This is a genomic window from Hafnia paralvei ATCC 29927 (assembly GCF_001655005.1).
Taxonomy (GTDB): Bacteria; Pseudomonadota; Gammaproteobacteria; order Enterobacterales; family Enterobacteriaceae; genus Hafnia; species Hafnia paralvei.
Genome location: NZ_LXET01000038.1, coordinates 1 through 25,616 on the forward strand (window position 1 = coordinate 1; position 25,616 = coordinate 25,616).

A 25,616-nucleotide genomic window follows, 5' to 3' on the forward strand; every position below is an offset into this window, starting at 1 on the left:
TCGTCCATAACGGTACAGCCGATCCCTGAGAAGGTCGGAAGCGATATCGAGAGTTATCCCGCGCCGACTGAGGGGGATTTTGAGGATTACATTCTTGTTTTCCTCGGGACGGATATGCCTCCGATTTATATCTACCTGAGTACGCCACCGGTAGAGTTTTTGGAGGTAGAGCTATACAAAAGAAGTTCACCAGAAACTCAGCGAAACCTATGGCGGGCGTAATAAACCGGCACAAATCGACCTTGATTCACGTAACCTACGGGCGGCAGTGGATCGCAATCTTGACGCTATTAAACCGGCGTTAAAAGAGAATGACGCAACGTAGAGCCAGATAGAGGCGGCCAGAGTGAAAATGCACAAGCTGAACAGTGAAATGGGGCTGTATAAATGACTGTAAATATTGATGCTCTGATAAATAGTCTGGGGAAGTCTTATCAAGATATGCTTGAGAATGAGTTAATCCCTTATAAATCACCGCCAAAGGGATCTTCTGGTACGCCAACTATTAGCCTTGATATGGCTCAGGAAGGGGTGTTTCTTTCTTTCTGGCGAAAAGGGCGAATTCTAAAATCTATAACGCTCAGAATGCAGCATGAAACGGCAGTTTATTGGACGTTTCCTAATGATCTACCAACTCCGTTGCAAAAAAGCATGTCGCGGCAATGGGTGCATGAAAATATAGGCGAGCCATTAAGAAGCTCACCTCCTTATGTCGTCATGAAAAGATCGTTTGGCTGGACAGACCTTTATGAAGCTAAGGGCCGCGCTATTCCCACCAGTATGCAAGTCAATTATGACGTAATGGATAGAGTGAGGTCGGTAACGTTTATGCCAACATCAGAATTACGCTGGTAGGTTTACTTTGGTGCTCCAGTGGAGCGATAAAGCGATAAGGCTTGAGCACCAGCTAAAAATTTTTGTACTGGCAATCAGCGGTCGCGATAGCAACGCGAGTTCGCATGCTCGTTCTCTGTATCCACATAATAAACATCGAAAAAAGCGACTATGAATTATCAAAGTCGCAAATTTCAAACGGTTAACACTGATATATAACTTCAGGCTACATGAAGTATGTTACTCAGTTACATAACCCTAGGGCTTTGCTGGGTGAAAGTGCGGTGACCTGGGCGTTGGCGGGGGCGAAAAAGTGATGTTAACGCACCCACTAAGGAAACGCTCAGCACCACGAGGTTGAATAAGACAAATCCCGCCATCAGCAGGGCGACCATCATCACGGCGGAGATAATCAACGTCATCTGACGCATTCTGCCGGAGAGTCCCATCTGGCGTGATTTCAATGCTAGATACATTTTCCAGTATTGCATCTGCCCTTGTAAGGCGCTGCGCATACGCTGGGTGCGAGTTTGTGAATGATTGTTTGACATAGATATTGACTCCTAATGACTCGCTAACGGGGTTACCCTGTACATCGACCCGCTGGGTGTTTCATGAAATTGAGACTAAAGAGAATTCTTTCAAAACCCCAGCACATTTAGCCTACTTTACGCGGCTGACAAATCCTGACAGCAGAAAAACGTTCACCAAATCAGCACCAGAACAGGCTTTTCTGATATCATACCTGTTTTAATACACAGTATTTATGGTATGGGCTTCTATTAATCTGCATCGATAAGTTAAGTATGAGTTTTACCACTAAATTATTATGTATTTCTTAACGCTGCTGAGAAACTTAGCTGCCGGTTGGCTATCATCCTACGTTTAATGAGCTATCTATTGGAATGGCTCACTCATTATCGCCTGACAAGAGGAAGCAACCCGTGTCGATGCTGGATGAGGATATGTATCAGTACCCAGAACATCTGAAGCTAGAGCTAGCCGCACTGCCAGCAAAACCAGGTGTGTATATTTTTCACGGGACAAGCAAGACGATGCCTCTTTATATTGGTAAAAGCGTCAATATTCGCTCTCGAGTCATGTCGCATTTTAGAAATAAGAATGAGGCGAAATTGCTTCATTTAACCACCCATATTAAGCATATAGAAATGGCTGGTGAGCTTGGAGCGTTGCTCACCGAGGCTAGGTTGATAAAAGAGCAAAAGCCACTGTTCAATAAAAGACTAAGACACGCTAAACAACTCTGCTCGTTATCACTGCAGCCCAGAGGTGTTGAGATCGTTTATGCTGGAGATACTCACTTCAGCCACAAAGCGCAGCTATTTGGTTTATTTTCCAATAAATCATCAGCATTAGAGACATTGAGAGCCGTAGCCGATCAACAACGTCTATGCTACGGAGTCTTAGGGTTGGAGCGTTTGGCTCAAGGTCGCTCTTGTTTTCGTTATAGCCTCAAACGGTGTGCTGGAGCTTGTTGTGGAAAGGAATCGCTAGAAGAACATCAGTTGCGGTTGGAACAAGCGATGGAAAGCATTCGAGTCCAGTGCTGGCCCTATGACGGGAAAATTGCTGTGGAGGAGAGCTGTGATGGGTTTACTCAGTATCACATCATTAATAATTGGTTTTATCTAGGTTCAGTTGAAAACTTGCAAGAGGCTAAGTCAATGCATAGTACAGCTGCCTGCTTCGATCGAGACGGGTACAAGATATTATGTAAACCTTTACTCAGTGGTGCATTTAAGGTTATAGCATTGGATTGAGATACGTTTAAATGAGATCCGATAGCCTAATTAGGCGATAATATATGTGCATCGGGATTTCAAAATCGATGAAATCCTCAAGCACGTCATTACAAAAGGTAGGGGTAAAGAACCTTGTTATGCTCTAGACGAAACAGCCAAGCCGAGCTACTTTCTCAGCGTTTACCGATCAGCACGTTTGCGGCGTTGTGGGTTCAGCTCAGTGGGATATGCCTAGACAACTATAATCAGAAATCAGCCATTACACTCTTTGTATTTCAGAAGGAGAGGGCGTAAATGAGCAAAAATGGGCGTTTTTACCTAAAAGAAAAGTCTAGAAAATTAAATGAAAGTCTCAAGCCAGAGCCTCATCCTCTTATAGTTTTTGTAAAAAGCTGGGATTTTATCGGCAAGCTTTCGCTTAGCTCTATTTCATTAGGTTATATAATTTATAGCCTGTGTGATAATGCAGAGTTGCATCGAACTGCGATTGTCATTATGGGTATAACAATAGCATTATATCCATTTGCAAAAAAAATGACGGACGACGGGTTGCGGCATTCCGTTTCAAAAAAAAGTTTCGAAATTATTCATGGTACAGGGTCGAGGAACTTCGGCTTAATATATGCTTTTCTCGTTATGGTCGCAGCTATCCCATTAGGATGTGTCTACTTGCTTTATCATTTGATTAAGTATCGAAAATCGCTCAGCGTGGGGAAGCCATCGTAATGATAAGTGCAATACCACAGCCCCCTGAACGATAACAGGAGGCTGCGCGAAGTGATTTTTTACTTAAAGTTATATTTTATACCGACCATGAAAAGGCTATCATTATAGCCTTGGTCACCGACTTGAGCTGCGATATTCCCCCACAGATTAAGTGAGGTTTTTATCTGGCTCTCAACACCCACTTTTATTTCACCAATATTTTTCGTTCCTGTTTGTTCAATCTTTGTATCGCCCATTTTAGTGCCGAAACTTTTGGTATTGTGTAGCCAGTTGACCTCAATGAATGGTTCAAACTCATTTCCTTTGTTATCATCCATTTTATGATGACCTTTCATAAATGAGCGAATACCAAGGCGAGTTAGAAGGTTGCCATCCCCATAACTTGAGACAGGTGTTCCGTTAGACTCTGTGTGAGAGTCGGCGGTGACCCCCATCCAAACAATTTGAGCTTGTGGTTGAATAAACCAAGAATTAAGTGAACCGTGGCTACCTGTAAATTCGTTGAGTTTATAGGTGTATCCTGTCTCAACAGATGCCGTCCATCCTTTGGATTGGTAAGATTCTCCAGAGAGATCTTGGCCTTTTACCTTATTATTAAACCAGTTGTATAAAACCCAAGTATCGACATAAGCGCCTGTATTCTCTCCCTCATCCTGCTGCCAAGTACCATAGGCACCGAGAGAATAACCGCTGATAGAGCTATCAGCTCGATAGTTGGTAACCGACGAGCGAGTATTATTATGGCTATTTCCATATCCAGCCATAAGCCCCAGATGCCAGCGGTCACTTTCGTCTCTGCTCCATTGCGCAATATCGCCACCTAATTGCATAACATAGCGATTGGCTTGTGTTTGCAATTGGCCGCTTGAATCTCTCGATTGAGTATGTCCTGCGGCATGACGCATCCACATGCTTGTGACTTTCTGTTCGCCGGTGAAAACGTCGGTATAGTAGGTCTCGCCTAGGCGATCATGCAGCCGGAGAATAAATAGGGAATTGGCTGCGGCGATATTATGAGCGTACCCGCCAGCTTCTGGCCTAACAGTTGGTTTAGGCCTAGGCTGAGGGTTTGGCTCAGGCTCTGGGGTAGGCTTAGGATCTGGAACGGGTTCTGGATCTGGAATAGGTTCGGGATCTGGTTTTGGCTCAGGGATAGGGGCGGGTTTGAAATTAGTGAGATACCAGCTTTTCTCATCAGTACCATTACCGTGATTACCTCTTTGTAAGAAGTAATCATAACTGCCAGCAACAATTCGACTTCCTTGAACAAAATTACCATTTGATTCGCCAAGGACATTAATGAGCTCAATGCCTTTTTGTGTATAGTCGCCATTTCCCCCAACGTTTTTCACATAAACCGTTGTATTGCCATTGGTGTCACCAGCGATAGATAAGTGATCTGTCTGCGAGTTATCGTCACCGAGAACCGTGTTGAAATACAGTGAACCACCACCGTGATAATCACCATTCACTATTAACCTATTGCCAACCATTGACTGACGATTATTATCTAAACCGCCGATGAAGACATTGCCTGTGTTCTTGATTGAACCGTCTATCGTAAGTGCAGATATTTTAGGGGAATTTCCCTGATACAGACTGCCGACTATCAGATTTGCTCCTGAAAGAACGTCAGTGGCTCCCAACAGCCCTGTAGCAGAGAGTAGAGCATCTTTTTTGACGATGATATGCCCGCCTAAAGCCTTCGTTGAGTCTAAGTTCCCTGCAGATACAGTCGTAATGCCCGAAAATTTGCTGCTGTCTCCGCTAAGGGCTAGCTGCGCATTTCCTATTTTTTCAATGGTTCCCGAGCCGGTAAACTCTCCAGCAAAATAGCTATTATTATTCTGATTAATAATTAAGCTGGCATCCGTTACATTGGCGATGCCTCCAGCACCGGAAAGTGAAGACATGACGAGGTCATGTGAGTTTTGGTTGAGCATGCCGCCGTTTATGATATATGCCGTATTATTAACAAAGGCATCATCATTTTCTGAGCGCAGTTCTCCAGCTTCAACACGTGTCCCACCAAGGTAATTATTTTTACCGGACAAGATGACAGTACCCGTACCATTTTTTACAATGCCACCAGCACCAATTAAATTACCTTTTAATGACATAGACTTGTTTTCATCAGCCTCCAAAAATGAGACTGATAAAACGTTCATATCAACAGAGGTCGTTAGCTGATTGTCGCAATATTTGCAGCTATTTACCCGTAGGGTTCCGCCGTTGAGGTTGAAAGCATATTTTCCAAGCCCAGCTATGATCCCATCCTCTTCTGATGAAAGCACGCTGTTAGATATCGATATTGTCCCGCCGTGGTTTAAATTAACCGTCGCGTCAGATTTTTGATCGCTAGCGAGAAATAACCCTGACGTCGCAACTTCATAGCCGTCATCAGCTATATATGATTTTCCTTCGAAGTTGACTTCTCCGCCATCTTCAACGGTAAGAGTTGCCTTACCGACGCCCTGCAGAGAATCAGAAAAGTCGATATCATAAATTCGGCCTCCGACATTTGATGCTAAAGCCATCAGGCTCTGAACCACAATCTTACTATTCTTGCCATTAACCGTGATGTCTGTTGTGGAGAGTTTTGCCAGGTTATCGGCAATGTCGCTTTTCCGTAAGAAAGACGCAACAATTCTGCCCGCGGTGAAAGTACCACCGTTAGTTACATTTACTACAGCATGACCTAAGTAGCCTAAATAGGCATCGCCATTAACCATGGAATCATCGTAATAAGATGACTCTTCAATTTTCTTATTAATTAAAGATAGGCTACTACCTTCACCTGATATATTAAGTATACCCGTGTTAGCTGCATTTCCGCTGCCGATCCACATGACGTTATTTGATGCATCCCATGATGATTGAGATGTTGCACCAATATTGACGGTTGCACCGTCTAATATGTTGACCGCCCCAGTAACACTCTTATCACGTACAGTATATCTATCATAAACGGATGTATCGCCGATGCGTAGACCCAGAAAATTAATGTTTCCAGTGCTCGGGCCTACTATGTTTAATGTACCATCGGTGTTAGAAGAGAGCTCGGATGCTGTCGCACTGCCTACTTTAAATAAATTAATGTTTCCTGTGCTTTTTGATGACTCGTTAATAGTTAAAGTGCCTATTGCACCATCAAAGCCGACGGCTGAGATATCGCTATATTCTGAAGTACCTGATAGGTTTAAGTGTCCACTATTGCCATCGCCGCCGCCAATAATGTTACCATTATTTTTACCGCTCCACGTACCTGAAGATAGGGTGCTTGAATCATTGTAGTAGACTGCGTTCGCAGCCATTGAAGTTTTACTCGTAGCAGAGAAGAGTATGACGGCGGAGCCAATATAGAATAAGCATTTGTTATACATTATCGTAGCACAGTCCTTTGTGAATGGTTGTATCTCGCATCAAGTCTAATTTAAATAATGAGCAAAGAATACGGAATGTTCCTAAGGATCATCCTAAATTATTTGAACGTCGATAGATAATGAGTTTAATAACTCTATAGAGTTATTAAACGAGAGTATGCTTATTGAGAGTGGTATTTGTTATCAGCAATAAAAATAGATTTTATTTGGTTAACGATCCTAGAGATGATTAGCACACGAGCTGTAAACAATAATTTGAAAGTTATCTAAGAGCATTTTTTAGTGATACATTTTTTAATGATTAAGTACTGTGGTATTAATTCCGCTGTCAGCGAGTTTTCGGGATGCATTGGGGGAGTTGGCCGATGAGGCGTTGGAGGACCCGCCAGACTGCTTGCCAAAGGAAGCGCAATGCCAAGGCATTGGAGGAAAACGTTTAGCGCTGGAAAAATAGGCTCATTTATTCCGTTTTCGGCAGGATAAAAAAGTATAGAGCTCGGACATTCTGAGGTTTTCGTGTATAATGCCGCGTTAAAATTCAATTAACTTTTTGAATTTCAGATACATCCACAATACCCCACGACGCCTGTGAAGGCGACATTAGAGGTTGCTCAATGAGCGAAAAGTTACAGAAAGTTCTTGCTAATGCGGGTCATGGTTCACGCCGCGAAATCGAAGCCATGATCAAAGAAGGCCGTGTCAGCGTTGATGGTAAATTAGCAACGCTTGGTGACCGTGTTGAGGTTACTCCGGCGATGAAAATTCGTGTCGACGGACGCGTTGTTTCTATCCGTGAATCCACCGAATCTGTTTGCCGCGTTTTGGCTTATTACAAGCCAGAAGGCGAATTGTGTACCCGTCGCGATCCAGAAGGTCGTCCAACGGTGTTTGATCGTCTGCCGAAGCTGCGCGGTTCTCGCTGGATCGCGGTAGGCCGTTTGGATATCAATACGTCAGGTTTATTGCTGTTCACCACCGATGGTGAATTGGCAAACCGTTTGATGCACCCAAGCCGTGAAGTTGAACGCGAATATGCGGTTCGTGTTTTTGGTCAGGTTGACGATGAGAAAATTCGCCAACTGAGCCGTGGCGTACAGTTGGAAGACGGTCCCGCGTCATTTAAAACCATCAGTTTCCAAGGTGGAGAAGGGATTAACCAATGGTACAACGTGACGTTGACAGAAGGGCGTAACCGTGAAGTTCGTCGTCTGTGGGAAGCCGTTGGCGTTCAGGTTAGCCGTTTGATCCGCGTACGTTATGGTGATTTACCTCTGCCTAAAGGTTTGCCGCGTGGCGGCTGGGCTGAATTGCCACTAAACGATATCAACTATCTGCGTGAATTGGTTGAATTGGATGCCGAGACGGTGAGTAAATTGCCGGTCGAGCGTGAGCGTCGCCGTATGAAAGCAAACCAGATCCGTCGTGCAGTCAAGCGCCATGGTCAAGGCGGGAGCGCAGCAGCGGCTGCACCTAACCGCCGTTCTGGTTCTGCTAATAAAGGAACTTCTTCAACCCGAGGTTCTGCTGCCAATAAAGGCACGTCAAACAGGGGCGCTAAGCGCGGCTAACTATATCGTTTAGTCATTTGATGTCATCGAAACCGCAGCGTTGATTCGCTGCGGTTTTTTTATATCTGGCATCTGTCTAGAGACTGGTATTAATATAGATGACAATCAGAGAGTTAATACTCACGGTTTTGCTTTCGACTACATGGACTGACTTGCAACAATGAAACTATTTCTCGCCACATTGCAGTTTATGACCCGCATCCCCGTCCCCGCTCGCTGGACAGATAATCTAGACATGAATGACTACGCCAAGGGCGTGGTGTATTTCCCATTTGTGGGGCTGATCGTAGGGCTGCTGAGTGCGCTGGCCTTTGCTGTGATTTTACCGGTCTATGGCCCTTTACTGGCGGCGGTAGCGGCGGTGTTGGCGACGACGCTGGTGACTGGTGCCTTTCATCTCGACGGTTTAGCGGATACCTGCGACGGAATTTTCTCTGCGCGCCCACGTGAACGCATCCTTGAGATCATGCGCGATAGCCGCATTGGTTCAAATGGCGCGTTGGCGCTAATCTTTGTCATTGTGGCTCGTATATTGATTATCTATCAGCTCACGCAAACGGGGCATAACGTCTATACCTTGCTGGTGGCTGCTCCGGCGCTGAGCCGCGCCTTATTGCCGGTGTTAATGTATCAGCAGAAGTATGCGCGCGAAAATGGTATGGGAAATCTGTATATCGGTAAAATTGGTGGGCAACACTATGTTATTGCGTTGGCTATTGGTTTACTGATGACGCTCGGGTTTGCCAACTGGCACGGCGGACTAGCGGCGATCATCACCTATTTGTTTGCCTTACTCTATCGTGGCTTTATCAATAAGCGCATTGGTGGACAAACGGGTGATACTCTCGGTGCAGGCAATGAGCTATTTGGCTTAGTATTCTTGTTCGCCGTTATCTGAATATTGCTGGGGTTAAACTGGGTCTAAGGAGCAGGGATGGAGCTATATCTGGTACGTCATGGTCAGACTCAGGCTAATCTTGATGGAGTTTACTGCGGTAGTAGCGATCTTGCTCTAACCTCGTTGGGCGAACAACAGGCTAAAGCCGTTGAGGCTCAGCTGGCTTCACTGTCATTTGATGCCGTCTATACCAGTCGTTTACGACGTACTCAGCAAACTGCGCGCCATATCCTCGGCGCCGAGGCTGAGTTCGTACCGCATGCCGGTCTTGACGAGATGGCATTTGGTGAGTGGGAACTGCGCCACCATCGAGAGTTGCAGGAAAAAGACGCAGAAAACTATGCAGCATGGTGTGCCGACTGGCAACGAACCGTTCCACCGGGAGGTGAGGGGTTTCGCGATTTCTCGGCGCGCGTACGCCATGCGCTGGCGGAAATTCAGCAACGACATGCAAAACAGCGGGTGCTGATCGTCGCGCATCAAGGCGTGTTGTCGCTGATCTGTACTCAGTTGCTGCAACTTGAAGCGCGCGCAATGTGGCATTTTCGTATTGAACAGGGATGCCATAGTCGTATTGACTACCGCGATGGTTTTAGCGTGATTTATTGTTTAAACAATAGTGGAAAGGCGTCGAGTTAAATAGCCAATAGATACAAAAAGGAGGCCGCACATGACGACCTCTTTCAACCGGTTTACCAGTCGATTCCTTTCTGTGCTTTTATTCCAGACTCAAACGCGTGTTTTACCGGACGGACTTCGCTGACCGTATCGGCAAGCGCTTCCAGCTCGCGGTGGCAGCCTCTGCCGGTAATAATCACGGATTGATGCGCAGGACGCTGCTGCAACGCTGTCAGCACCTCTTCTAGCTCGATATAACCGTAGCTGACCATATAGGTCAGTTCATCCATGACTACCAAATCTAGTGTTTCATCCTTGAGCATTCGCTTCCCATGCTCCCATACAGCCACAGCAGCCGCGGTATCAGTTTCTTTGTTTTGCGTTTCCCAAGTAAAACCGGTAGCCATCACTTGAAACTCAACGCCGTGAGGTTCCAGTAAATTACGTTCGCCGTTTTCCCATGTGCCTTTAATAAACTGAATAACGCCAGCGCGATGTCCGTGTCCTACCGCACGTGCCACGGTGCCAAACGCCGCCGTGCTTTTGCCTTTGCCGTTGCCGGTGAAAATAATCACGATACCGCGAGTTTCTTGTGCGGCGGCAATGCGGGCATCCACTTTTTCTTTAATACGCTGTTGTCGCTGCTGGTGACGATCTTCAGACATGTTATCTCCTAACCCACTAATGTATGGCAATGCTGCGGTTTTGTAGTCAAAAAGGGTGCGGCGAATAGGTTATTCGGCAGGCCCCGGTTTTCGCCCCGGCTGGGCATCAAAACTCATACCGGTTTTGCGGCGGCTATCATCGCCCATGAGATAGAGATAGAGCGGCATAATATCTGCAGGCGTTTTTAACTTTTGTGGTTCTTCATCTGGGAACGCCGAAGCGCGCATACTGGTTCGCGTACCGCCTGGATTAATGCAGTTTACCCGTAGATGGGTATTTTTATATTCGTCGGCCAAAACCTGCATCATGCCTTCGGTAGCAAATTTTGAAATAGCATAAGCCCCCCATCCCGCGCGTCCGGTTCTGCCAACGCTTGAGCTAGTGAAAATCAGTGAGGCTGACGGCGATTTCAACAGCAGAGGCAACACGGCCTGAGTTAGCAGGAGTGAGGCATTAACATTGACCTGCATCACATCGCAGAACTCTTGGTAATCTTGTTCTGCCAGCGGGTTGATGGTGCCTAGCAGACCGGCGTTATTGAGTACGCCATCTAGGTGCGGATAAGCCGCAGCGAGCTCATCAGCAAGTTTTTGATAATCTGCGGGCGCGGCCGTTAATAGATCAAACTCCACGGTGGCGGCAGGCGCTAAACCGAGCTGGTGGATCTCCTGCTTAACTGCCTGCAGCTTACTTAACGTCCTGCCTAATAAGATGAGTTGAGCCCCATGACGGGCATAGGTGAGCGCCGCCTCTCGGCCAATCCCATCACCTGCGCCGGTAACGAGAATAATACGATTATGTAAGAGTTTAGGCTGGGGCTGATAGTGCATATTGTAATTCCTCACTCCGCGCCATATTGGGGTATAAATTGTTTATATACTGTAACGAATCTGCGACGATCTTGGACTATTGCAAGGCGTATGGTCAATGGTATTGTTCCTAGAGCAAGCATTACGTGCTGAATTTACAGGGTGTTTACGTTTAAGGTACTTGAAAATGGCGTACCTGCCAGTATGTTACATACTGAAAAAGCGTATTGCGGCTTAAGAGAATTTATCTCTCATCACGGTCGGCAGTGCGGATGGTTTAGTTTTAGTACTCAAACAAGGCGGTGAATGTGGAATGGTTATCCTTGTATGGCCTATTTTTGGCGAAGGTGATGACCTTTGTGATCGCAATCGGTGCGCTGATAGTGTTGTTTGTCAGCCTGCGACATAAAAAGGGAGCGAGCCGCGGTGAGTTGCAGCTAACAGACTTGGGTGAGCAGTATCGCGATATGCAGCGTAGCATGCAGGAGGCGCGGATGGACGATAGCTCGCTGAAAGCATGGTACAAGTTGCAGAAAAAGCAGGATAAAGAAAAAGCCAAACAGCGTAAGGCAGAAGCTAAGCAGGGGATTGCGGCTAAAGAAAAGCCTTGCCTTTATGTGCTCGATTTCAAAGGCAGCATGGATGCTCATGAAGTGAGTGCTTTGCGCGAAGAGATTAGCGCAGTCCTTGCGGTGGCTAAACAGGGCGATGAAGTATTATTGCGTCTTGAAAGCCCCGGCGGTGTCGTGCATGGCTATGGTTTAGCGGCATCCCAACTACAGCGTCTGCGTCAAGCTGGAGTTAGACTGACCGTTGCCGTAGACAAAGTCGCGGCCAGCGGTGGCTATATGATGGCGTGCGTTGCCGATCGCATCGTGGCTGCGCCTTTTGCCATCATTGGATCAATTGGCGTTGTGGCACAAATCCCAAACTTCAATCGCTGGCTGAAGAAAAATGATATCGATGTAGAACTGCATACCGCTGGCGAATTTAAGCGAACGCTCACGCTCTTAGGCGAAAATACCGAGCAGGGTCGGGAGAAATTCCGCGAAGAGTTGAATGAAACACACGCGTTATTTAAATCATTTGTTAGCCAACAGCGTCCTTCTCTGGATATTGATTCGGTAGCTACCGGCGAGCACTGGTATGGCATCCAAGCCAAAGATAAAGGTTTGGTGGATTCCGTTGGTACCAGTGATGATTTGCTGATTGCTGAGATGGAAAACCATGATGTGATCGGGGTGCGTTATACCCGTCGCAAACGGATGATGGAGCGCTTTACCAATAGCGCAGCAGAGAGTGCCGACCGCCTTATGCTCCGCTGGTGGCAGCGTAGTCAACGCCACGATATTTGATTTTCAATGCGATAAATCAAGAAATGAAAATGCCCCTTTATATGGGGCATTTTTTTGGAAAAATATCCTGAATGATTAATTAATCTTCTAAATGATATTTTTCTGATAATACGTGCGCGAGATGTTTAAACATATTAAACACGGCCGTTGTTTTGCGAGTTGGAATTCCATCCTCATCTAAGAAAAACTCACCGCGGAATACTAACACGTCGCCTTTTTGCTCGACTTCGGTCGCTTCCATACCCTGCATATAATCTTCGTGCTCTTTAATGATTTGGTTTGCTTCAGCCAGTAGAGCTTCACGTTTGATTGGGGTTGTTTCACCGAACATTTTTCGTTCTCCAACAAATGACGTTGTCTATTAATAAACCTGCCTAATATAGTACTGCGGACATGAGGGGTATCGCAAACTATCACCGCATTTTGATCTCTGTTTTGGCTGATAATTGGTAAAAAGCTCCATTCCGTGCTAATTAAGTTGCGTGATGTTCTCAATCGGGTAGAGTGAGGGCTTTTCTAGCCTTTGGCGGAGCGAATTATCGTTATGTTGAATAAAAGTTCCGCATGTCAGAGGGTTGCGAAATTGCTCATCCTACTTTAAGGGATGCAAATTGCAGCGGTGTTGAGCAGTTAAGCGCGATTTTTGAAAAAATGGCTTGATCTCAGCGCGGTCTGCCGCAATATAAAAAAGAATTTTATCAATCGCTACGGTAACGGCGAACAAAGGCTTCTGGAGACAGAAGGATTCATTCAGGTAAAGGTAATTATGGGTAAAGCTCTCGTAATAGTTGAGTCCCCGGCAAAAGCCAAAACGATAAATAAGTATCTGGGTAACGACTACGTGGTTAAATCCAGCGTTGGTCATATCCGCGATTTGCCGACTAGTGGTTCAGCCAGTAAAAAGGGCGCAGCCTCCGCCGAAAATAAAGCGAAGCCTAAAGTTAAAAAAAATGAGCGCGAAGCGCTGGTTAATCGTATGGGCGTTGATCCTTATCACGGATGGAAAGCGCACTACGAAATACTTCCAGGTAAAGAAAAGGTTGTTGCTGAGTTAAAAACATTGGCGGAAAAAGCCGACCATATCTATCTCGCAACCGACCTTGACCGCGAAGGGGAAGCTATCGCGTGGCATTTGCGTGAGGTGATTGGCGGTGACGAAAGTCGCTATAGCCGCGTGGTATTTAACGAAATCACTAAGAACGCGATCCAACAGGCATTTAATAAGCCGGGCGAGCTGAATATCGACCGCGTTAATGCACAGCAGGCGCGTCGCTTTATGGACCGTGTTGTTGGCTACATGGTTTCTCCACTGCTGTGGAAGAAAATCGCACGTGGCTTGTCTGCAGGGCGAGTGCAGTCTGTCGCGGTTCGTTTAGTGGTCGATCGTGAACGTGAAATCAAAGCGTTTGTTCCTGAAGAGTATTGGGAACTGCGTGCTGACTTGAACGATAAGAATGCAGTTGCCTTGCAGATGCAGGTGACTCATCACAACGATAAGCCATTCAAACCGGTCAACGGTGAGCAGACTCAAACAGCAGTCAAGGCACTGGAAAAAGCGCGTTATACGGTATTGGATCGTGAAGATAAACCGACCAGCAGCAAGCCTTCTGCACCGTTTATCACTTCTACGTTGCAGCAGGCTGCCAGTACGCGTCTGGGCTTCGGTGTGAAGAAAACCATGATGATGGCTCAGCGTCTGTATGAAGCGGGTCATATCACCTATATGCGTACCGACTCGACAAATCTGAGTCAGGATGCAGTGAACATGGTTCGCGAGTATATCGGGGAAAATTTCGGCGAGAAGTATATGCCGAAAGAGCCGAATACCTACGCAAGCAAAGACAACTCTCAGGAAGCGCATGAAGCCATTCGTCCGTCGGATGTGAACGTGCTGTCTGAGCAGTTAAAAGATATGGAAGCTGATGCGCAGAAGTTGTATCAGCTGATTTGGCGCCAGTTTGTTTCTTGCCAGATGACGCCTGCAAAATATGATTCCACCACGATTTCAGTGAAAGCGGGTGATTATACGCTGAAGGCAAAAGGGCGTACTTTGCGCTTTGATGGTTGGACTAAAGTTCTTCCGCAGTTGCGTAAAGGTGATGAAGATCGCACGCTGCCGTTCGTGGAAGTTGGCAGTGATTTAACGCTGCAACAACTGCTGCCAAGCCAACATTTTACCAAGCCGCCAGCGCGTTTTAGCGAAGCGTCTTTGGTTAAAGAGTTGGAGAAGCGTGGCATTGGACGTCCATCAACCTATGCGGCGATTATTTCAACCATTCAGGATCGTGGCTACGTGCGTGTTGATAACCGTCGTTTCTATGCTGAAAAAATGGGGGAGATCGTCACCGATCGTTTGGAAGAGAACTTCCGCGAGTTGATGAACTACGATTTCACCGCTCATATGGAAGATGGACTGGATCAGGTCGCGAATGCGAAAGAAGATTGGAAAAACGTGCTAGACGGTTTCTTCCAAGATTTTAGCAAGCAGCTTTCCGTGGCTGAAAAAGATCCCGAAGACGGCGGTATGCGCCCGAATCAAATGGTTCTGACCAGTATTGCTTGTCCGACCTGTGGACGCCAGATGGGGATTCGCACGGCAAGTACCGGTGTGTTCCTCGGCTGTTCCGGCTATGCGCTGCCGCCGAAAGAGCGCTGCAAGACCACCATTAATCTCGTTCCTGAGGCTGAAGTACTGAACGTGTTGGAAGGCGATGATGCCGAGACCAACGCACTACGTGCTAAGCGTCGCTGTGCGAAGTGCGGCACGGCGATGGATAGCTACCTCATTGACAACCAGCGTAAGCTGCATGTCTGTGGTAACAATCCGGCCTGCGACGGCTACGAGATTGAAGAGGGCGAGTTCCGCATCAAGGGCTATGACGGTCCGATCGTGGAGTGTGAAAAATGTGGTTCTGAGATGCACCTGAAGATGGGGCGTTTTGGTAAGTACATGGCTTGTACCAATGACGAGTGCAAGAACACCCGTAAAATCTTGCGTAACGGCGACGTTGCACCACCGAAGGAAGATCCGGTTCCTTTACCTGAACTTCCGTGTGAAAAGTCTGACGCTTACTTTGTTTTGCGAGATGGGGCTGCTGGCGTGTTCTTAGCGGCGAATACTTTCCCTAAATCACGTGAAACTCGTGCGCCATTGGTGGAAGAATTGGCCCGTTTTAAAGATCGCTTGCCTGAAAAGTTAAGCTATCTTGCAGATGCACCGCAAAAAGATCCTGAAGGTAATAAGACAATGGTGCGTTTCAGTCGTAAGACAAAACAGCAATATGTCTCTTCAGAGAAAGATGGAAAGGCGACGGGCTGGACTGCATTTTTTGTTGACGGAAAATGGGTCGAAACTAAGAAATAAGCTGTCGATTTTTTTCATTGAAATCACATCAAAACCGGTCAGAATGCTGACCGGTTTTTTTATGCAAAAATACTCAAAATGGCGCAAAATAGATCGCTAATAAATGAATAAGTATTCACTTTTTGATCGCATGCCTGTTGCTCTATCCTGCGAATGGGGAGGGAGCTGAATGTAAGTCGATTTTAATAGATTCCATAAATAATTCGTTATGATCTTGTTACCAGACCTATACAGATCGACGCAAAATGATATAGTGGTTATATAAAAGCAATTTAAATGATTGTTGAGTTATTAACCTTGCGGTCAATGTAGGGTAAAACGGGTTTAAATCGGCACAGAAAGCCCTTGGCTGAAGTGTTGGCCTATTTGCCAAGGGTGCCCCTATCCAGACTGCCATCGCGTCAAGTTTTAACCTAGGATGGTAATTAACCATGAAATTGCAGCAGCTTCGTTACATTGTGGAAGTTGTGAACCACAATCTGAATGTGTCTTCGACAGCAGAAGGGCTATACACCTCCCAGCCAGGCATCAGTAAGCAAGTCCGTATGTTGGAAGATGAACTGGGCATCCAGATTTTTTCTCGTAGCGGAAAGCATCTGACTCAGGTTACTCCTGCGGGGCAGGAGATTATCCGTATTGCTCGTGAAGTACTGTCCAAAGTGGATGCAATTAAAGCTGTAGCGGGTGAACATACCTACCCTGATAAAGGTTCACTGTATGTGGCGACGACGCACACACAGGCACGCTATGCATTACCGCCGGTGATTAAAGGATTCATAGAGCGTTATCCGCGCGTTTCTCTGCATATGCATCAAGGCTCGCCAACGCAGATTGCTGAAGCGGTTTCCAAGGGGAATGCCGATTTCGCTATCGCGACAGAAGCGCTGCATCTTTATGATGATTTGATCATGCTGCCTTGCTATCACTGGAATCGTGCGGTCGTTGTGAAGCCCGATCATCCGTTAGCAGGGAAAACCTCGATTACTATCGAAGAGCTGGCAGAATACCCGATAGTTACTTATACATTTGGTTTTACAGGTCGTTCTGAATTGGATACCGCATTTAATCGTGCGGGTTTGACGCCTAAGATTGTTTTCACTGCTACCGATGCGGATGTGATTAAAACCTACGTGCGCTTAGGTTTAGGTGTTGGGGTCATTGCGAATATGGCTGTCGATCCTGTGCAGGATCCCGATTTAGTGACCGTTGATACCAGCGATATCTTTACCTATAGCACGACGAAGATTGGATTCCGCCGTAGTACTTTCTTGCGCAGCTATATGTATGATTTCATTCAGCGCTTTGCGCCACATCTCACTCGAGATGTTGTAGATACAGCAGTAGCGCTGCGCTCTAATGAAGAGATTGAAGCGATGTTTAAAGATATCAAGCTGCCGATAAAGTAAGTGTTTTCTGATGAGAGAAGGAGCCAAAGGCTCCTTTTTTAATGGAGTCTTATTTAAAGAAAATTCTTAATTAGAATTGCCAACGCATCCATGTGAATAAAACATTCCCGTTATTGTAGGTTCCAGGGATATATGTCGTTTGCACAGAGAAACGGTTGTATTCAATGGAAACCAAAGGCAAGACAATTGGTATCGGAATATAGGAATAATCATCACGGGCGGTAATACTTGCGGTGTAGCCCGCACCGAAACGCCAACCATCACGATCGCCTGGTATCCACATCCACTCAAATCCGTAACCTACAATGGGCTCTATTTTGTTATGAGAATCTTTAAATGCCATGGCATAGAGAGAATGCCAGTTGTCATTTTCATCGTAACGATAGACGCCAAAGCCCGCGCCCCATGGACGTTCGTTGTATTTATCTGTTTTCTCTTTGTCATACATGGCGCGGTTATGCCAAGTATTAAGAGGCACGTAAAGCTCGTAGTTGTCTGCATCCCAAGTTTGCTTTACTTGGTCGGTGAATGTCCCCCAAAAACCTTTGCTTTGCGATGATGGTGCGGGGGAGGCCTGTGTTTTATTTGTTGTCGATGGTTCCTGAGCCAAAACGGCAAAGGATGCCAATAGAGATAGACAACCGATATAAGAACGGCCTGATTTTACTAGATTCATTATTATTCTCAGCGACATCAGTTATTGACTTGGATAAATCTGTACAGAGAGGCCCGATAAGAAGTTCACGCTATAGCGTGATTTTATAATTGTTTAAAAATTATATCATAAGATTGCACATTTTATTGAATGAACGATAAACGATATTAAATTACAGAATTTCCCTAATAGCGATAAAAGAGGAATGAGGCTCTCACAGACACAAGCGACTTTTGGTAGCTTAATGGTATTATCTGCTGCGTTGTAAAGAAAAAACTTTGACTACAGGATGTTAGCAAGTTAACTAATTCTTCTTATCGCTTCGAAGACGTGAAGTAAGAAGTCAAATAGGCTGAATTGAGAGATAAAAGATTATATCAATCGAGTGATACAGGCAAAAATGTAACAATTTTTTAGCAAATTCTGATTTTGCGGAGGTGGCAAGTTGTCCGTCTTCACATTATGCGAAACATATTCCATTTAAGTACTTATTATTAGTTATTTTCATCGTTAGAACAGGTGACTCCTCTGTCAGAATAGCGTAAAAAGGTAGTGACGGAGGAGATGGAGAACGGCATAAATCGGTGCACAAATAAGCGTTTTCATGCAGCAGAAAATTCTGCGAGTGGCAACTCTTTTTGGCACAAATTAGCTTAGTTTTCCGCCGACCGTTTTATTTCTGTGCGACGTGTCGTTCACTGGATAAAAATGGCTTGCCATTGAATACGTAGTGTGTGATAACGCATCTGGGTAAAACGAGGTACAGTTCTGTATATGTGTGGCATTTTCAGTAAAGAAGTTCTGAGTAAAGACCATAGCGTTGACTACCACTTCTCTGCCGATTCTTATCTTAGTGCCTCAAGCAGTAACGACTCTAGTTTGTCTATCTAACGCCCTAGGGCGGTTTAAACAATCCAAAGGAAATACTCAAGATGGCTAAGATCAAAGGTCAAGTAAAGTGGTTCAACGAAGCTAAAGGTTTCGGTTTCATCACCCCGGCTGACGGTAGCAAAGACGTGTTCGTACACTTCTCTGCAATCCAGGGTAACGGTTTCAAAACTCTGGCTGAAGGTCAGCACGTTGAGTTTGAAATCCAAGATGGCCAGAAAGGCCCATCTGCAGTTAACGTAACTGCAATCTAAGGCAGCGTCAGCTGTTAAAAACCCGCTTTATGCGGGTTTTTTTATGTCTAAAATCTCACAAAATACGATTAGGGCAAGATGATCAGTCCCGAGTATTGATTGCGCCCCTTAATCCCCGGATGTTCAGGTTCTTTTTCTCTGCGGTGCGCGTTACGGCGAAAACTGGTGTAACGGAAATAGTTTTTCGCTTCAGGTTGATTCTCAGGCGTACAGATCGTGCACTCAGATTGATTCTCAACGTTCGCGAATCCAAGCCCGTTCAGTTTGGCTTGCGCAATAGACACCAGGTCTAAATGGCGAAAGCGGGGTGAAATCAGCGAGGGGTCATAAGGTAATTCCTGCTGGAATCGTTCCACCAAAGGCTCGTCTACCTCATAGCAGCACGTGCCCGCGCTGGGACCGATTGCTGCAACCCAGTTTGCCACGTCGTCGTCTTGCGCAATACGCGCCGCAACCTGCTCTAAAACGCCGTCTAATAGCCCACGCCAGCCCGCATGAGCAACGGCGATGGCGGAGCCATCTTTGTGGCTGAAAATCACAGGCAAGCAGTCTGCGGTAAGAATCGTCAGCAATATGTTGGGCTCTCGCGTATAAAGCGCATCGCACTCTCCGCAGTGTTGAGCTGGAGTGTCAACGTCCACGACTCGAATGCCGTGCACCTGTTTTTTCTCTGGCATTGAAGCGCGAAACGGTGCCAGAGCGCTTGGCATCAGCGCTGTTTTATGCCCAAACCCATATCGGATGGCAGCGATGTCCTCTAACCGTGGATTCTCCATAGGTGTCCTTAACACATGGGTAAATACTGTGCTTTCAGCTTAGGGATAAATCGCAGTAGAGGAAAGAGGCGTTGAGGCAATTACTCTAGATAACAACGGCTGACTTGGTTGCATCCCAGACTAGCGTTATTTAGACTGTTGCGCTTTAACGTCCGTACTCGGGAAATCTAATGCCTTATCAGTGTCCTCTTTGCCAGCAGTCGCTGGAAAAAAACGATCATCAATGGCGTTGTGCCAATAATCACCAGTTTGATTGTGCGAAAGAGGGATATGTGAATTTGATGCCCGTTCAGTTCAAGCATTCCAAGCAGCCTGGTGATAGCGCGGAAATGATGCAGGCACGACGCGCGTTTCTTGATCAAAATTACTATCAGCCTTTGCGCAATGCCGTATGTGCTGCTCTTGATGCTCATATGCCCGCTCAGACGCATCGTATCCTTGATATTGGATGCGGAGAGGGGTATTACACCGCTGAAGTTGCTAAGCAGTTTAATCAGCGAAATATAGACGTATACGGACTGGATATCGCGAAGGTGGCAATTCGCTACGCGGCTAAGCGCTATCCAACGGTGTCTTTCTGCGTAGCCTCAAGTCATCGACTGCCGTATGCCGACGCATCAATGGACGCCGTTGTTCGCATATATGCGCCATGTAAGGCGGAAGAGCTGGCTCGGGTGATTGCACCAGAGGGGATATTAGTGACAGTGTCACCTGCGCCGCGTCATTTATACCAGTTGAAAGCGCAGGTTTATGACAGTGTGCAATTGCATGCGGAAAACGTGGAAGAGTTTGCGGGGTTTACGCTGATAGACGATCGGCAACTGTCCTACACCATGCAATTACCGGGTGAACAAGCGGCGAATCTGTTGCAGATGACTCCCTTTGCATGGAGAGCAACACCTGATGTCTCTGCTAGGTTGAAAAACTGCGCTGAGTTTGATTGCGAAACCGATTTTGCGATTCGGGTATATCAGCGTCTCTAGATGGTAAACTGATAAAAAAGCCCGCATATCGCGGGCTTACACATCAGATAATCAGAAAAACGGACCAATATGCTCGTACAGGATGGTGAAGCCAATCCCGATCAGTACTACACCACCTAAAATCTCAGCGCGTTTCCCGAGCAGCGGCCCAATAAATCGGCCAATCATCATACCGAGCGTCGCCATAATCATGGTGGCTAAACCAATGGCCATGGCAGTATGCAAAATATTGACCTGTAAGAAAGCAAGACCAACGCCAATCGCCATGGCATCCAAACTGGTGGCAATCGCTGTCGTTACCAATAGCCAAAAACCATGGCGTCTAACGGGCTCAGCGCCTTCGTCCTGATTACCTTTCCATCCTTCATAAACCATGCGACTACCCAGCACAAAGAGCAGGGCGAAAGCGACCCAATGATCCCATTCCATAATGAATTGGCTTGCGAGCAAACCGATGCCCCAGCCAATCAACGGTGTAATGGCTTCAACAACGCCAAAGATTAGGCCTGTGCGGATTGCTTCACGGAAACGAGGTTTATGCAGGGCGGCACCTTTACCAATTGACGCAGCAAAAGCGTCCATGGACATGCCAAAAGCGAGGATAACGGTTGCAGATAAATTCATGACAATGACTCGGCCGGGTGTTCCATATACACGTAACCCACCCCCAACCTTACGACGGAGCTACGTGTCTATGGTCTCGCCTGTCCGCACGTGTTTATAAAACAGGTGGGCTGCTCGCACCACGTTCTAAGCTAAGAACGAGTATGTTGACACGAGCGCGTTCTAAGGCTGAATACGGTTCAGACCGAACGCCGGCTACTCCCCAAATTGACGGCAGCGATCATACTCTATTTTGATTGCGAATAACAACGTCATATTTTTTACGGGAAACCAATGCTAATGATAATTATTATTATATATGAGGGAGGGGAGAGAAAAATGCAGTTGGAGCCAAGATAAAATTCGGTGCAAATAACTATTTAAATGCACCGAATTAATCTATACGGTGAAAAGATAGATTATTTATGTTCGACAAAAAACTTCAAAATCTGTTCTAAGTCGTCCATTTTTGCCACTTGAATCAACAATCTACGCTTTTCTAAATCGATAACCAGATAGCCATCTTCTGACATGTTCATATTTTTTATCCGGCTGTATAAAATAAATACGTTGCCATAATAAAAGCCGCTATCTTTAAATAGGATCTTTGGCCAACGAATATAAAAGACATAAATGGCAATAATAGCGAGCGTAAAGAGTAACCAGGTTGTGAAGTTTGAACCATTATTGGTGATATTTTGATAGGCGAGGATGGCTAATAATCCAACAAATATTCCACTATCGGCTTTATTACGACGCTTTAAATTAACCTGTAATAGCGTTTTCCCGTTACGCTTTGGCATGATGAATTCATCATAGGTGGCATAGAGCAGGAATAGCAGGATAAAAGCCAGCAGTGCGATATCAGTTAAAGACATGGATACTCCAGATACAAAATAAAAAAGCCGGATAGGGCGAACCCTATCCGGCTATTCCAGCGATTACAGACCGAGCAGACCGATCCAGTAACCGAAGATACCGATGAAGAAGAAACCGATAATGATCCACAGTGCGTTGACTTTCTTACGCAGCAGCCACATACAGCCGAATGTCAGCAGCAGTGGGATCAGGCCAGGCATCAACTGATCCAGAATAGTCTGGACAGTTGTCACCGTCGTATGACCGGTTTGGTCAGTGATGCGGGAGACGACAAGTGGAATGTTCACGTGCGTCCACTTGTTCACCAAGGCCCCCATAACAAACAGACCTAGGATCGATGCCCCCTCCGTCAGTTTCTGCAGGAAGCCACCGCCCATATCGCCAACGATATCGACACCTTTCTTATAGCCGTAAGCAACGCCATAGTAACGAACCAGCAGACGAACCAGGTTGAACAGTACGAAGAACAATACTGGACCCAGCAGGCTGCCCGTCATCGCAATACCCGCGCCTAACGCAGCGAATACAGGACGTACGGTACCCCAGAAGATAGGGTCACCCACACCGGCTAACGGACCCATCAGACCAACTTTGATACCGTTGATGGCACCATCGTCAATCGGAGCGCCGTTGGCACGCTGTTCTTCCATTGCAGCGGTTACGCCCAAAATCGGGGCCGCAACGTATGGATGGGTGTTAAAGAATTCTAGATGGCGTTTAATGGCCTGCTTGCGCTCATCTGTGTTTTCTGGATACAGACGACGGATAACCGGCACCATGGAAAAACAGAAACCCAGCGCTTGCATACGTTCAAAGTTCCATGAACCTTGAAACAGGTTAGAGCGCAGGAATACGCCACGCAGATCGCCTGCGGTGAGTTTCGTTTCAGTTTTTGGAGTTGCAACTGATGATGTTGTATCAACCATTTCTCTCACCCTTTCCTAGTCTAATTCGTTATCAAGGTCGTTATTACCGGCAGCAACCTGTACAACTTGAGATTTGTTGTATTTAGGGCTGAGCTGGATGTACAGAATTGCCATCATCAGACCCAGAACACCCAATGCAACCAAGTTGAAGTTGGTGAACGCAGCGGTAACGAAACCTAAATAGAAGAAAGGCATCAGGTAGCCAGCACGCATCATGTTGATAACCATCGCATAACCAACAACGACGATCATACCACCCGCGATAGCCAGACCAGAGGTCACGACTTCAGGGATAGCATTCAACATAGTGTGAACAGCATCAGTACCTACGGAGATAGCAACAACGACAGCAGGGATAGCAATACGCATCGCTTGCAGAATTAACGCAGAGCAGTGCAGTACGCTAATCGCACGCAGGTCGCCACGCTCAGCCGCGCCATCGGCCGCGTGCTGGAAGCCCACGGTGATAGTACGAACGATGATGGTCAGAACCTGTCCCGCAGCCGCCAGTGGAATTGCCAGTGCGATACCCGCACCTACGCTTTGTCCGCCGGCGATAACCAGAATGGTGGAGATGATGGAGGCCAGAGCCGCATCGGGTGCAACTGCTGCACCGATGTTCATCCAACCCAGAGCGATCATTTCCAGAGTACCACCGATGATAATACCGGTTTTCATATCACCCAGAACGATACCGATCAGGGTACAAGCAACCAGCGGACGGTGGAACTGGAATTCATCAAGGATGGAGCCCATCCCTGCAATACACGCAACAATAAATATCAGTACAATCTGAAGAGTTGTAATCTCCATTGCACTTCTCCTCTAACCAAAGAGCTGAGTTTAAAAACACGAATCGGCAAATGCGCGATTCAGCGTTAGTTCATTTTATTGATTAATTCCATCATCTTCAGACGACTATCGCTGGAAACTTTACGGACTTCCAATTCAATGCCGCGTGCATCCAATTTTTTGAACGCTTCGATGTCTTTTTCGTCTACGGATACTGCGTTGGTGATCTGGGTTTTACCTTGACGGAAAGCCATACCACCGATGTTTACAGACGTGATGTTCACGCCATTTTCAACTAAACGAACCACGTCAGTTGGATTAGTGAAAAGCAGCATGACACGGTCGCGACCGTAAGCCGGGTTGTTATAAACACGGATCATTTTCTCGACGTCAACCACGTGCGCGGTAACGCCTGGAGGAGCAACCTGCTTAAGCAGGGTAGAGCGCACATGGTCGGCAGCAACTTCATCGCTTACCACGATGATGCGGCTTACGTTAGTTTCTTTCGTCCAGCGAGTAGCAACTTGTCCATGGATTAGACGGTCATCGATACGAGCCAAGCCGATCTTCATGTGGTCTTCAGGGCTCATTGGAGCCTGAGGTGCTTTCGGCGCAGCCGGCTTAGGCTGTGGCTTGGCAGGTTCAGGTTCTTTGGCACGTAGGGCGCGAACGCCTTCACGGCCAGTTTCCAGCGCTAATGCAACCAACTCGTCAAAACTAGGGTCGTCGTCGCGAGCCATGAAAGTTTCGACCAGCATCGGAACGTTAACGCCGGTGATAACTTCATAGTTCTCTTTGTCCGTCACAATGCGGCTAGCCGCGTTGAAAGGACTTCCACCCCAAGTATCAACCAAGAAAATGACGCCTTTACTGGAATCCAGATGGGTCAGTCTCTCGTTGTACTTTTCAATCAACGTTTCAGCATTTTCACCGGGAACGAAATCGATGTAGGCAACGTTACTTTGTTCGCCTAGCAGCATTTCTGCGGTTTTGAGCAATTGCTCAGCCGCTGCCCCGTGAGTGCCGATGATAATAGCAATACTCACTCGCTACCTCCTCTCTACTTGCTAGCATGCTTTTACGGTGCGAAATAACTCACTTTCGTAGCATGGAATTAAGTCAAAAAACCGTTTGTAGATACGTCCTTGTGGAGTAACTGCTCGCCAAATAATTCTTGGATCTCACTGATGAATGCTAAGTCTCTTAAGTATCAATCAGTTAGCTTCATGAATCGATTCAGGCGATTAATCCCAAATCCCATTCAGCGCTATTTATTTTAGTCAGTAAAAAAATAATTTATGTGACGACCATCTGCTATTAGCACATGTAAAGTATCAGAAATCTTTAGATGCCTGATTTATGCGCAATAGTATTAATAGAGTATTGACAAAAAATGACAAAATGTGTGCGCCGAGACTCTTTTGGCGCGCTTTATTTCTTGCTAGCATTAACTTCCTTATCACAATCAGG

The 25,616-nt window shown here is 46.4% G+C and carries 26 protein-coding genes and 1 riboswitch; of the genes, 14 read left to right on the forward strand and 12 right to left on the reverse strand.

All coding sequences use genetic code 11. The features are described from left to right. A partial coding sequence (locus M988_RS23290) for an S-type pyocin domain-containing protein (protein WP_346211149.1) occupies positions 1-222 on the forward strand: 222 nt, incomplete at its 5' end. A gap of 165 nt (positions 223-387) precedes the next feature. Beyond that, on the forward strand, positions 388-855 hold the full coding sequence (locus M988_RS08820; RefSeq protein WP_064573730.1) for a DUF6392 family protein: 468 nt from the start codon (positions 388-390) through the stop codon (positions 853-855). A 227-nt stretch (positions 856-1,082) separates the two neighbouring features. On the opposite strand, the gene M988_RS08825 is transcribed toward M988_RS08820, so the two are convergent. Then, entirely contained in the window at positions 1,083-1,385 is a 303-nt protein-coding gene (locus M988_RS08825; RefSeq protein WP_008813651.1) for a hypothetical protein, read from the reverse strand. Positions 1,386-1,784: 399 nt separating this feature from the next. Here M988_RS08825 and cho point away from each other — a divergent pair, with 399 nt between their 5' ends. Further along, positions 1,785-2,615, forward strand: coding sequence for an excinuclease Cho (gene cho, locus M988_RS08830; protein WP_102961612.1), 831 nt, complete (start codon positions 1,785-1,787; stop codon positions 2,613-2,615). Positions 2,616-2,891: 276 nt separating this feature from the next. Further along, positions 2,892-3,323, forward strand: coding sequence for a hypothetical protein (locus tag M988_RS22680; RefSeq protein ID WP_020303725.1), 432 nt, complete (start codon positions 2,892-2,894; stop codon positions 3,321-3,323). Between the two features lie 59 nt (positions 3,324-3,382). Here the strand turns inward: M988_RS22680 and M988_RS08840 are convergent, their stop codons facing one another. Then, positions 3,383-6,637: an autotransporter outer membrane beta-barrel domain-containing protein gene (locus tag M988_RS08840; RefSeq protein ID WP_064573817.1), complete on the reverse strand. Its 3,255-nt coding sequence runs from the start codon at positions 6,635-6,637 to the stop codon at positions 3,383-3,385. Positions 6,638-7,016: 379 nt separating this feature from the next. Between M988_RS08840 and M988_RS22815 the strand changes: the two genes are divergently transcribed. The 4 genes from M988_RS22815 to M988_RS08855 all read left to right on the forward strand — a co-directional run bounded on the left by M988_RS22815 (position 7,017) and on the right by M988_RS08855 (position 9,811). Further along, positions 7,017-7,160, forward strand: coding sequence for a hypothetical protein (locus M988_RS22815; RefSeq protein WP_156518165.1), 144 nt, complete (start codon positions 7,017-7,019; stop codon positions 7,158-7,160). Positions 7,161-7,320: 160 nt separating this feature from the next. Continuing rightward, positions 7,321-8,274, forward strand: coding sequence for a 23S rRNA pseudouridine(2605) synthase RluB (rluB, locus tag M988_RS08845; protein WP_008813648.1), 954 nt, complete (start codon positions 7,321-7,323; stop codon positions 8,272-8,274). Between the two features lie 160 nt (positions 8,275-8,434). Next, the gene (gene cobS, locus M988_RS08850; RefSeq protein ID WP_061059996.1) at positions 8,435-9,172 is read left to right on the forward strand and encodes an adenosylcobinamide-GDP ribazoletransferase; all 738 of its coding nucleotides are present in this window, start codon (positions 8,435-8,437) and stop codon (positions 9,170-9,172) included. A 36-nt stretch (positions 9,173-9,208) separates the two neighbouring features. Continuing rightward, positions 9,209-9,811: an adenosylcobalamin/alpha-ribazole phosphatase gene (locus tag M988_RS08855; RefSeq protein ID WP_039186537.1), complete on the forward strand. Its 603-nt coding sequence runs from the start codon at positions 9,209-9,211 to the stop codon at positions 9,809-9,811. Between the two features lie 53 nt (positions 9,812-9,864). Here the strand turns inward: M988_RS08855 and cobO are convergent, their stop codons facing one another. Beyond that, positions 9,865-10,455, reverse strand: a complete 591-nt coding sequence (gene cobO / locus M988_RS08860; protein WP_064573734.1) for a cob(I)yrinic acid a,c-diamide adenosyltransferase — start codon at positions 10,453-10,455, stop codon at positions 9,865-9,867. A gap of 69 nt (positions 10,456-10,524) precedes the next feature. Then, the gene (locus tag M988_RS08865; protein WP_064573736.1) at positions 10,525-11,286 is read right to left on the reverse strand and encodes a YciK family oxidoreductase; all 762 of its coding nucleotides are present in this window, start codon (positions 11,284-11,286) and stop codon (positions 10,525-10,527) included. Between the two features lie 287 nt (positions 11,287-11,573). On the opposite strand from M988_RS08865, the gene sohB reads away from it, so the two are divergent. Then, a complete protein-coding gene (gene sohB / locus M988_RS08870; protein ID WP_064573738.1) occupies positions 11,574-12,620 on the forward strand; it encodes a protease SohB in 1,047 nt (348 codons plus the stop codon). A 79-nt stretch (positions 12,621-12,699) separates the two neighbouring features. Here the strand turns inward: sohB and M988_RS08875 are convergent, their stop codons facing one another. Further along, positions 12,700-12,951, reverse strand: a complete 252-nt coding sequence (locus tag M988_RS08875) for a YciN family protein (protein ID WP_004094879.1) — start codon at positions 12,949-12,951, stop codon at positions 12,700-12,702. Positions 12,952-13,386: 435 nt separating this feature from the next. On the opposite strand from M988_RS08875, the gene topA reads away from it, so the two are divergent. Then, positions 13,387-15,984 carry a type I DNA topoisomerase gene (topA, locus tag M988_RS08880; protein ID WP_008813642.1) on the forward strand — a complete coding sequence of 866 codons (2,598 nt, stop codon included), beginning with the start codon at positions 13,387-13,389 and terminating at the stop codon, positions 15,982-15,984. Positions 15,985-16,415: 431 nt separating this feature from the next. Next, entirely contained in the window at positions 16,416-17,390 is a 975-nt protein-coding gene (gene cysB / locus M988_RS08885; protein ID WP_004094881.1) for an HTH-type transcriptional regulator CysB, read from the forward strand. 70 nt (positions 17,391-17,460) lie between these two features. Here the strand turns inward: cysB and pagP are convergent, their stop codons facing one another. After that, entirely contained in the window at positions 17,461-18,066 is a 606-nt protein-coding gene (gene pagP / locus M988_RS08890; protein WP_008813641.1) for a lipid IV(A) palmitoyltransferase PagP, read from the reverse strand. Positions 18,067-18,819: 753 nt separating this feature from the next. Here pagP and M988_RS22365 point away from each other — a divergent pair. Together M988_RS22365 and cspE are read left to right on the forward strand one after the other, a co-directional pair. Further along, positions 18,820-18,936, forward strand: a complete 117-nt coding sequence (locus M988_RS22365) for a DUF2627 domain-containing protein (protein ID WP_071603098.1) — start codon at positions 18,820-18,822, stop codon at positions 18,934-18,936. Between the two features lie 41 nt (positions 18,937-18,977). Then, positions 18,978-19,187 (forward strand): transcription antiterminator/RNA stability regulator CspE, encoded by a 210-nt coding sequence (gene cspE, locus M988_RS08895; RefSeq protein WP_004094893.1) that lies wholly within the window; start codon positions 18,978-18,980, stop codon positions 19,185-19,187. A gap of 68 nt (positions 19,188-19,255) precedes the next feature. Here cspE and M988_RS08900 read toward each other — a convergent pair whose 3' ends face one another. After that, positions 19,256-19,963 (reverse strand): purine nucleoside phosphorylase YfiH/LACC1 family protein, encoded by a 708-nt coding sequence (locus M988_RS08900; protein WP_064573743.1) that lies wholly within the window; start codon positions 19,961-19,963, stop codon positions 19,256-19,258. 170 nt (positions 19,964-20,133) lie between these two features. Between M988_RS08900 and rlmA the strand changes: the two genes are divergently transcribed. Next, positions 20,134-20,946: a 23S rRNA (guanine(745)-N(1))-methyltransferase gene (rlmA, locus tag M988_RS08905; RefSeq protein WP_064573745.1), complete on the forward strand. Its 813-nt coding sequence runs from the start codon at positions 20,134-20,136 to the stop codon at positions 20,944-20,946. A gap of 51 nt (positions 20,947-20,997) precedes the next feature. On the opposite strand, the gene mntP is transcribed toward rlmA, so the two are convergent. The 5 genes from mntP to manX form a co-directional block, all read right to left on the reverse strand. Then, positions 20,998-21,570 carry a manganese efflux pump MntP gene (gene mntP / locus M988_RS08910; protein WP_008813638.1) on the reverse strand — a complete coding sequence of 191 codons (573 nt, stop codon included), beginning with the start codon at positions 21,568-21,570 and terminating at the stop codon, positions 20,998-21,000. Between the two features lie 7 nt (positions 21,571-21,577). Next, positions 21,578-21,788, reverse strand: a riboswitch (yybP-ykoY riboswitch). 180 nt (positions 21,789-21,968) lie between these two features. Next, positions 21,969-22,427 carry a DUF986 family protein gene (locus tag M988_RS08915; RefSeq protein WP_008813637.1) on the reverse strand — a complete coding sequence of 153 codons (459 nt, stop codon included), beginning with the start codon at positions 22,425-22,427 and terminating at the stop codon, positions 21,969-21,971. 63 nt (positions 22,428-22,490) lie between these two features. Then, positions 22,491-23,354, reverse strand: coding sequence for a PTS mannose transporter subunit IID (locus M988_RS08920; protein WP_004094906.1), 864 nt, complete (start codon positions 23,352-23,354; stop codon positions 22,491-22,493). Between the two features lie 15 nt (positions 23,355-23,369). Continuing rightward, the gene (locus tag M988_RS08925) at positions 23,370-24,167 is read right to left on the reverse strand and encodes a PTS mannose/fructose/sorbose transporter subunit IIC (RefSeq protein WP_008813635.1); all 798 of its coding nucleotides are present in this window, start codon (positions 24,165-24,167) and stop codon (positions 23,370-23,372) included. Positions 24,168-24,232: 65 nt separating this feature from the next. After that, positions 24,233-25,192: a PTS mannose transporter subunit IIAB gene (manX, locus tag M988_RS08930; protein WP_008813634.1), complete on the reverse strand. Its 960-nt coding sequence runs from the start codon at positions 25,190-25,192 to the stop codon at positions 24,233-24,235. Between the last annotated feature and the right edge of the window lie 424 nt (positions 25,193-25,616).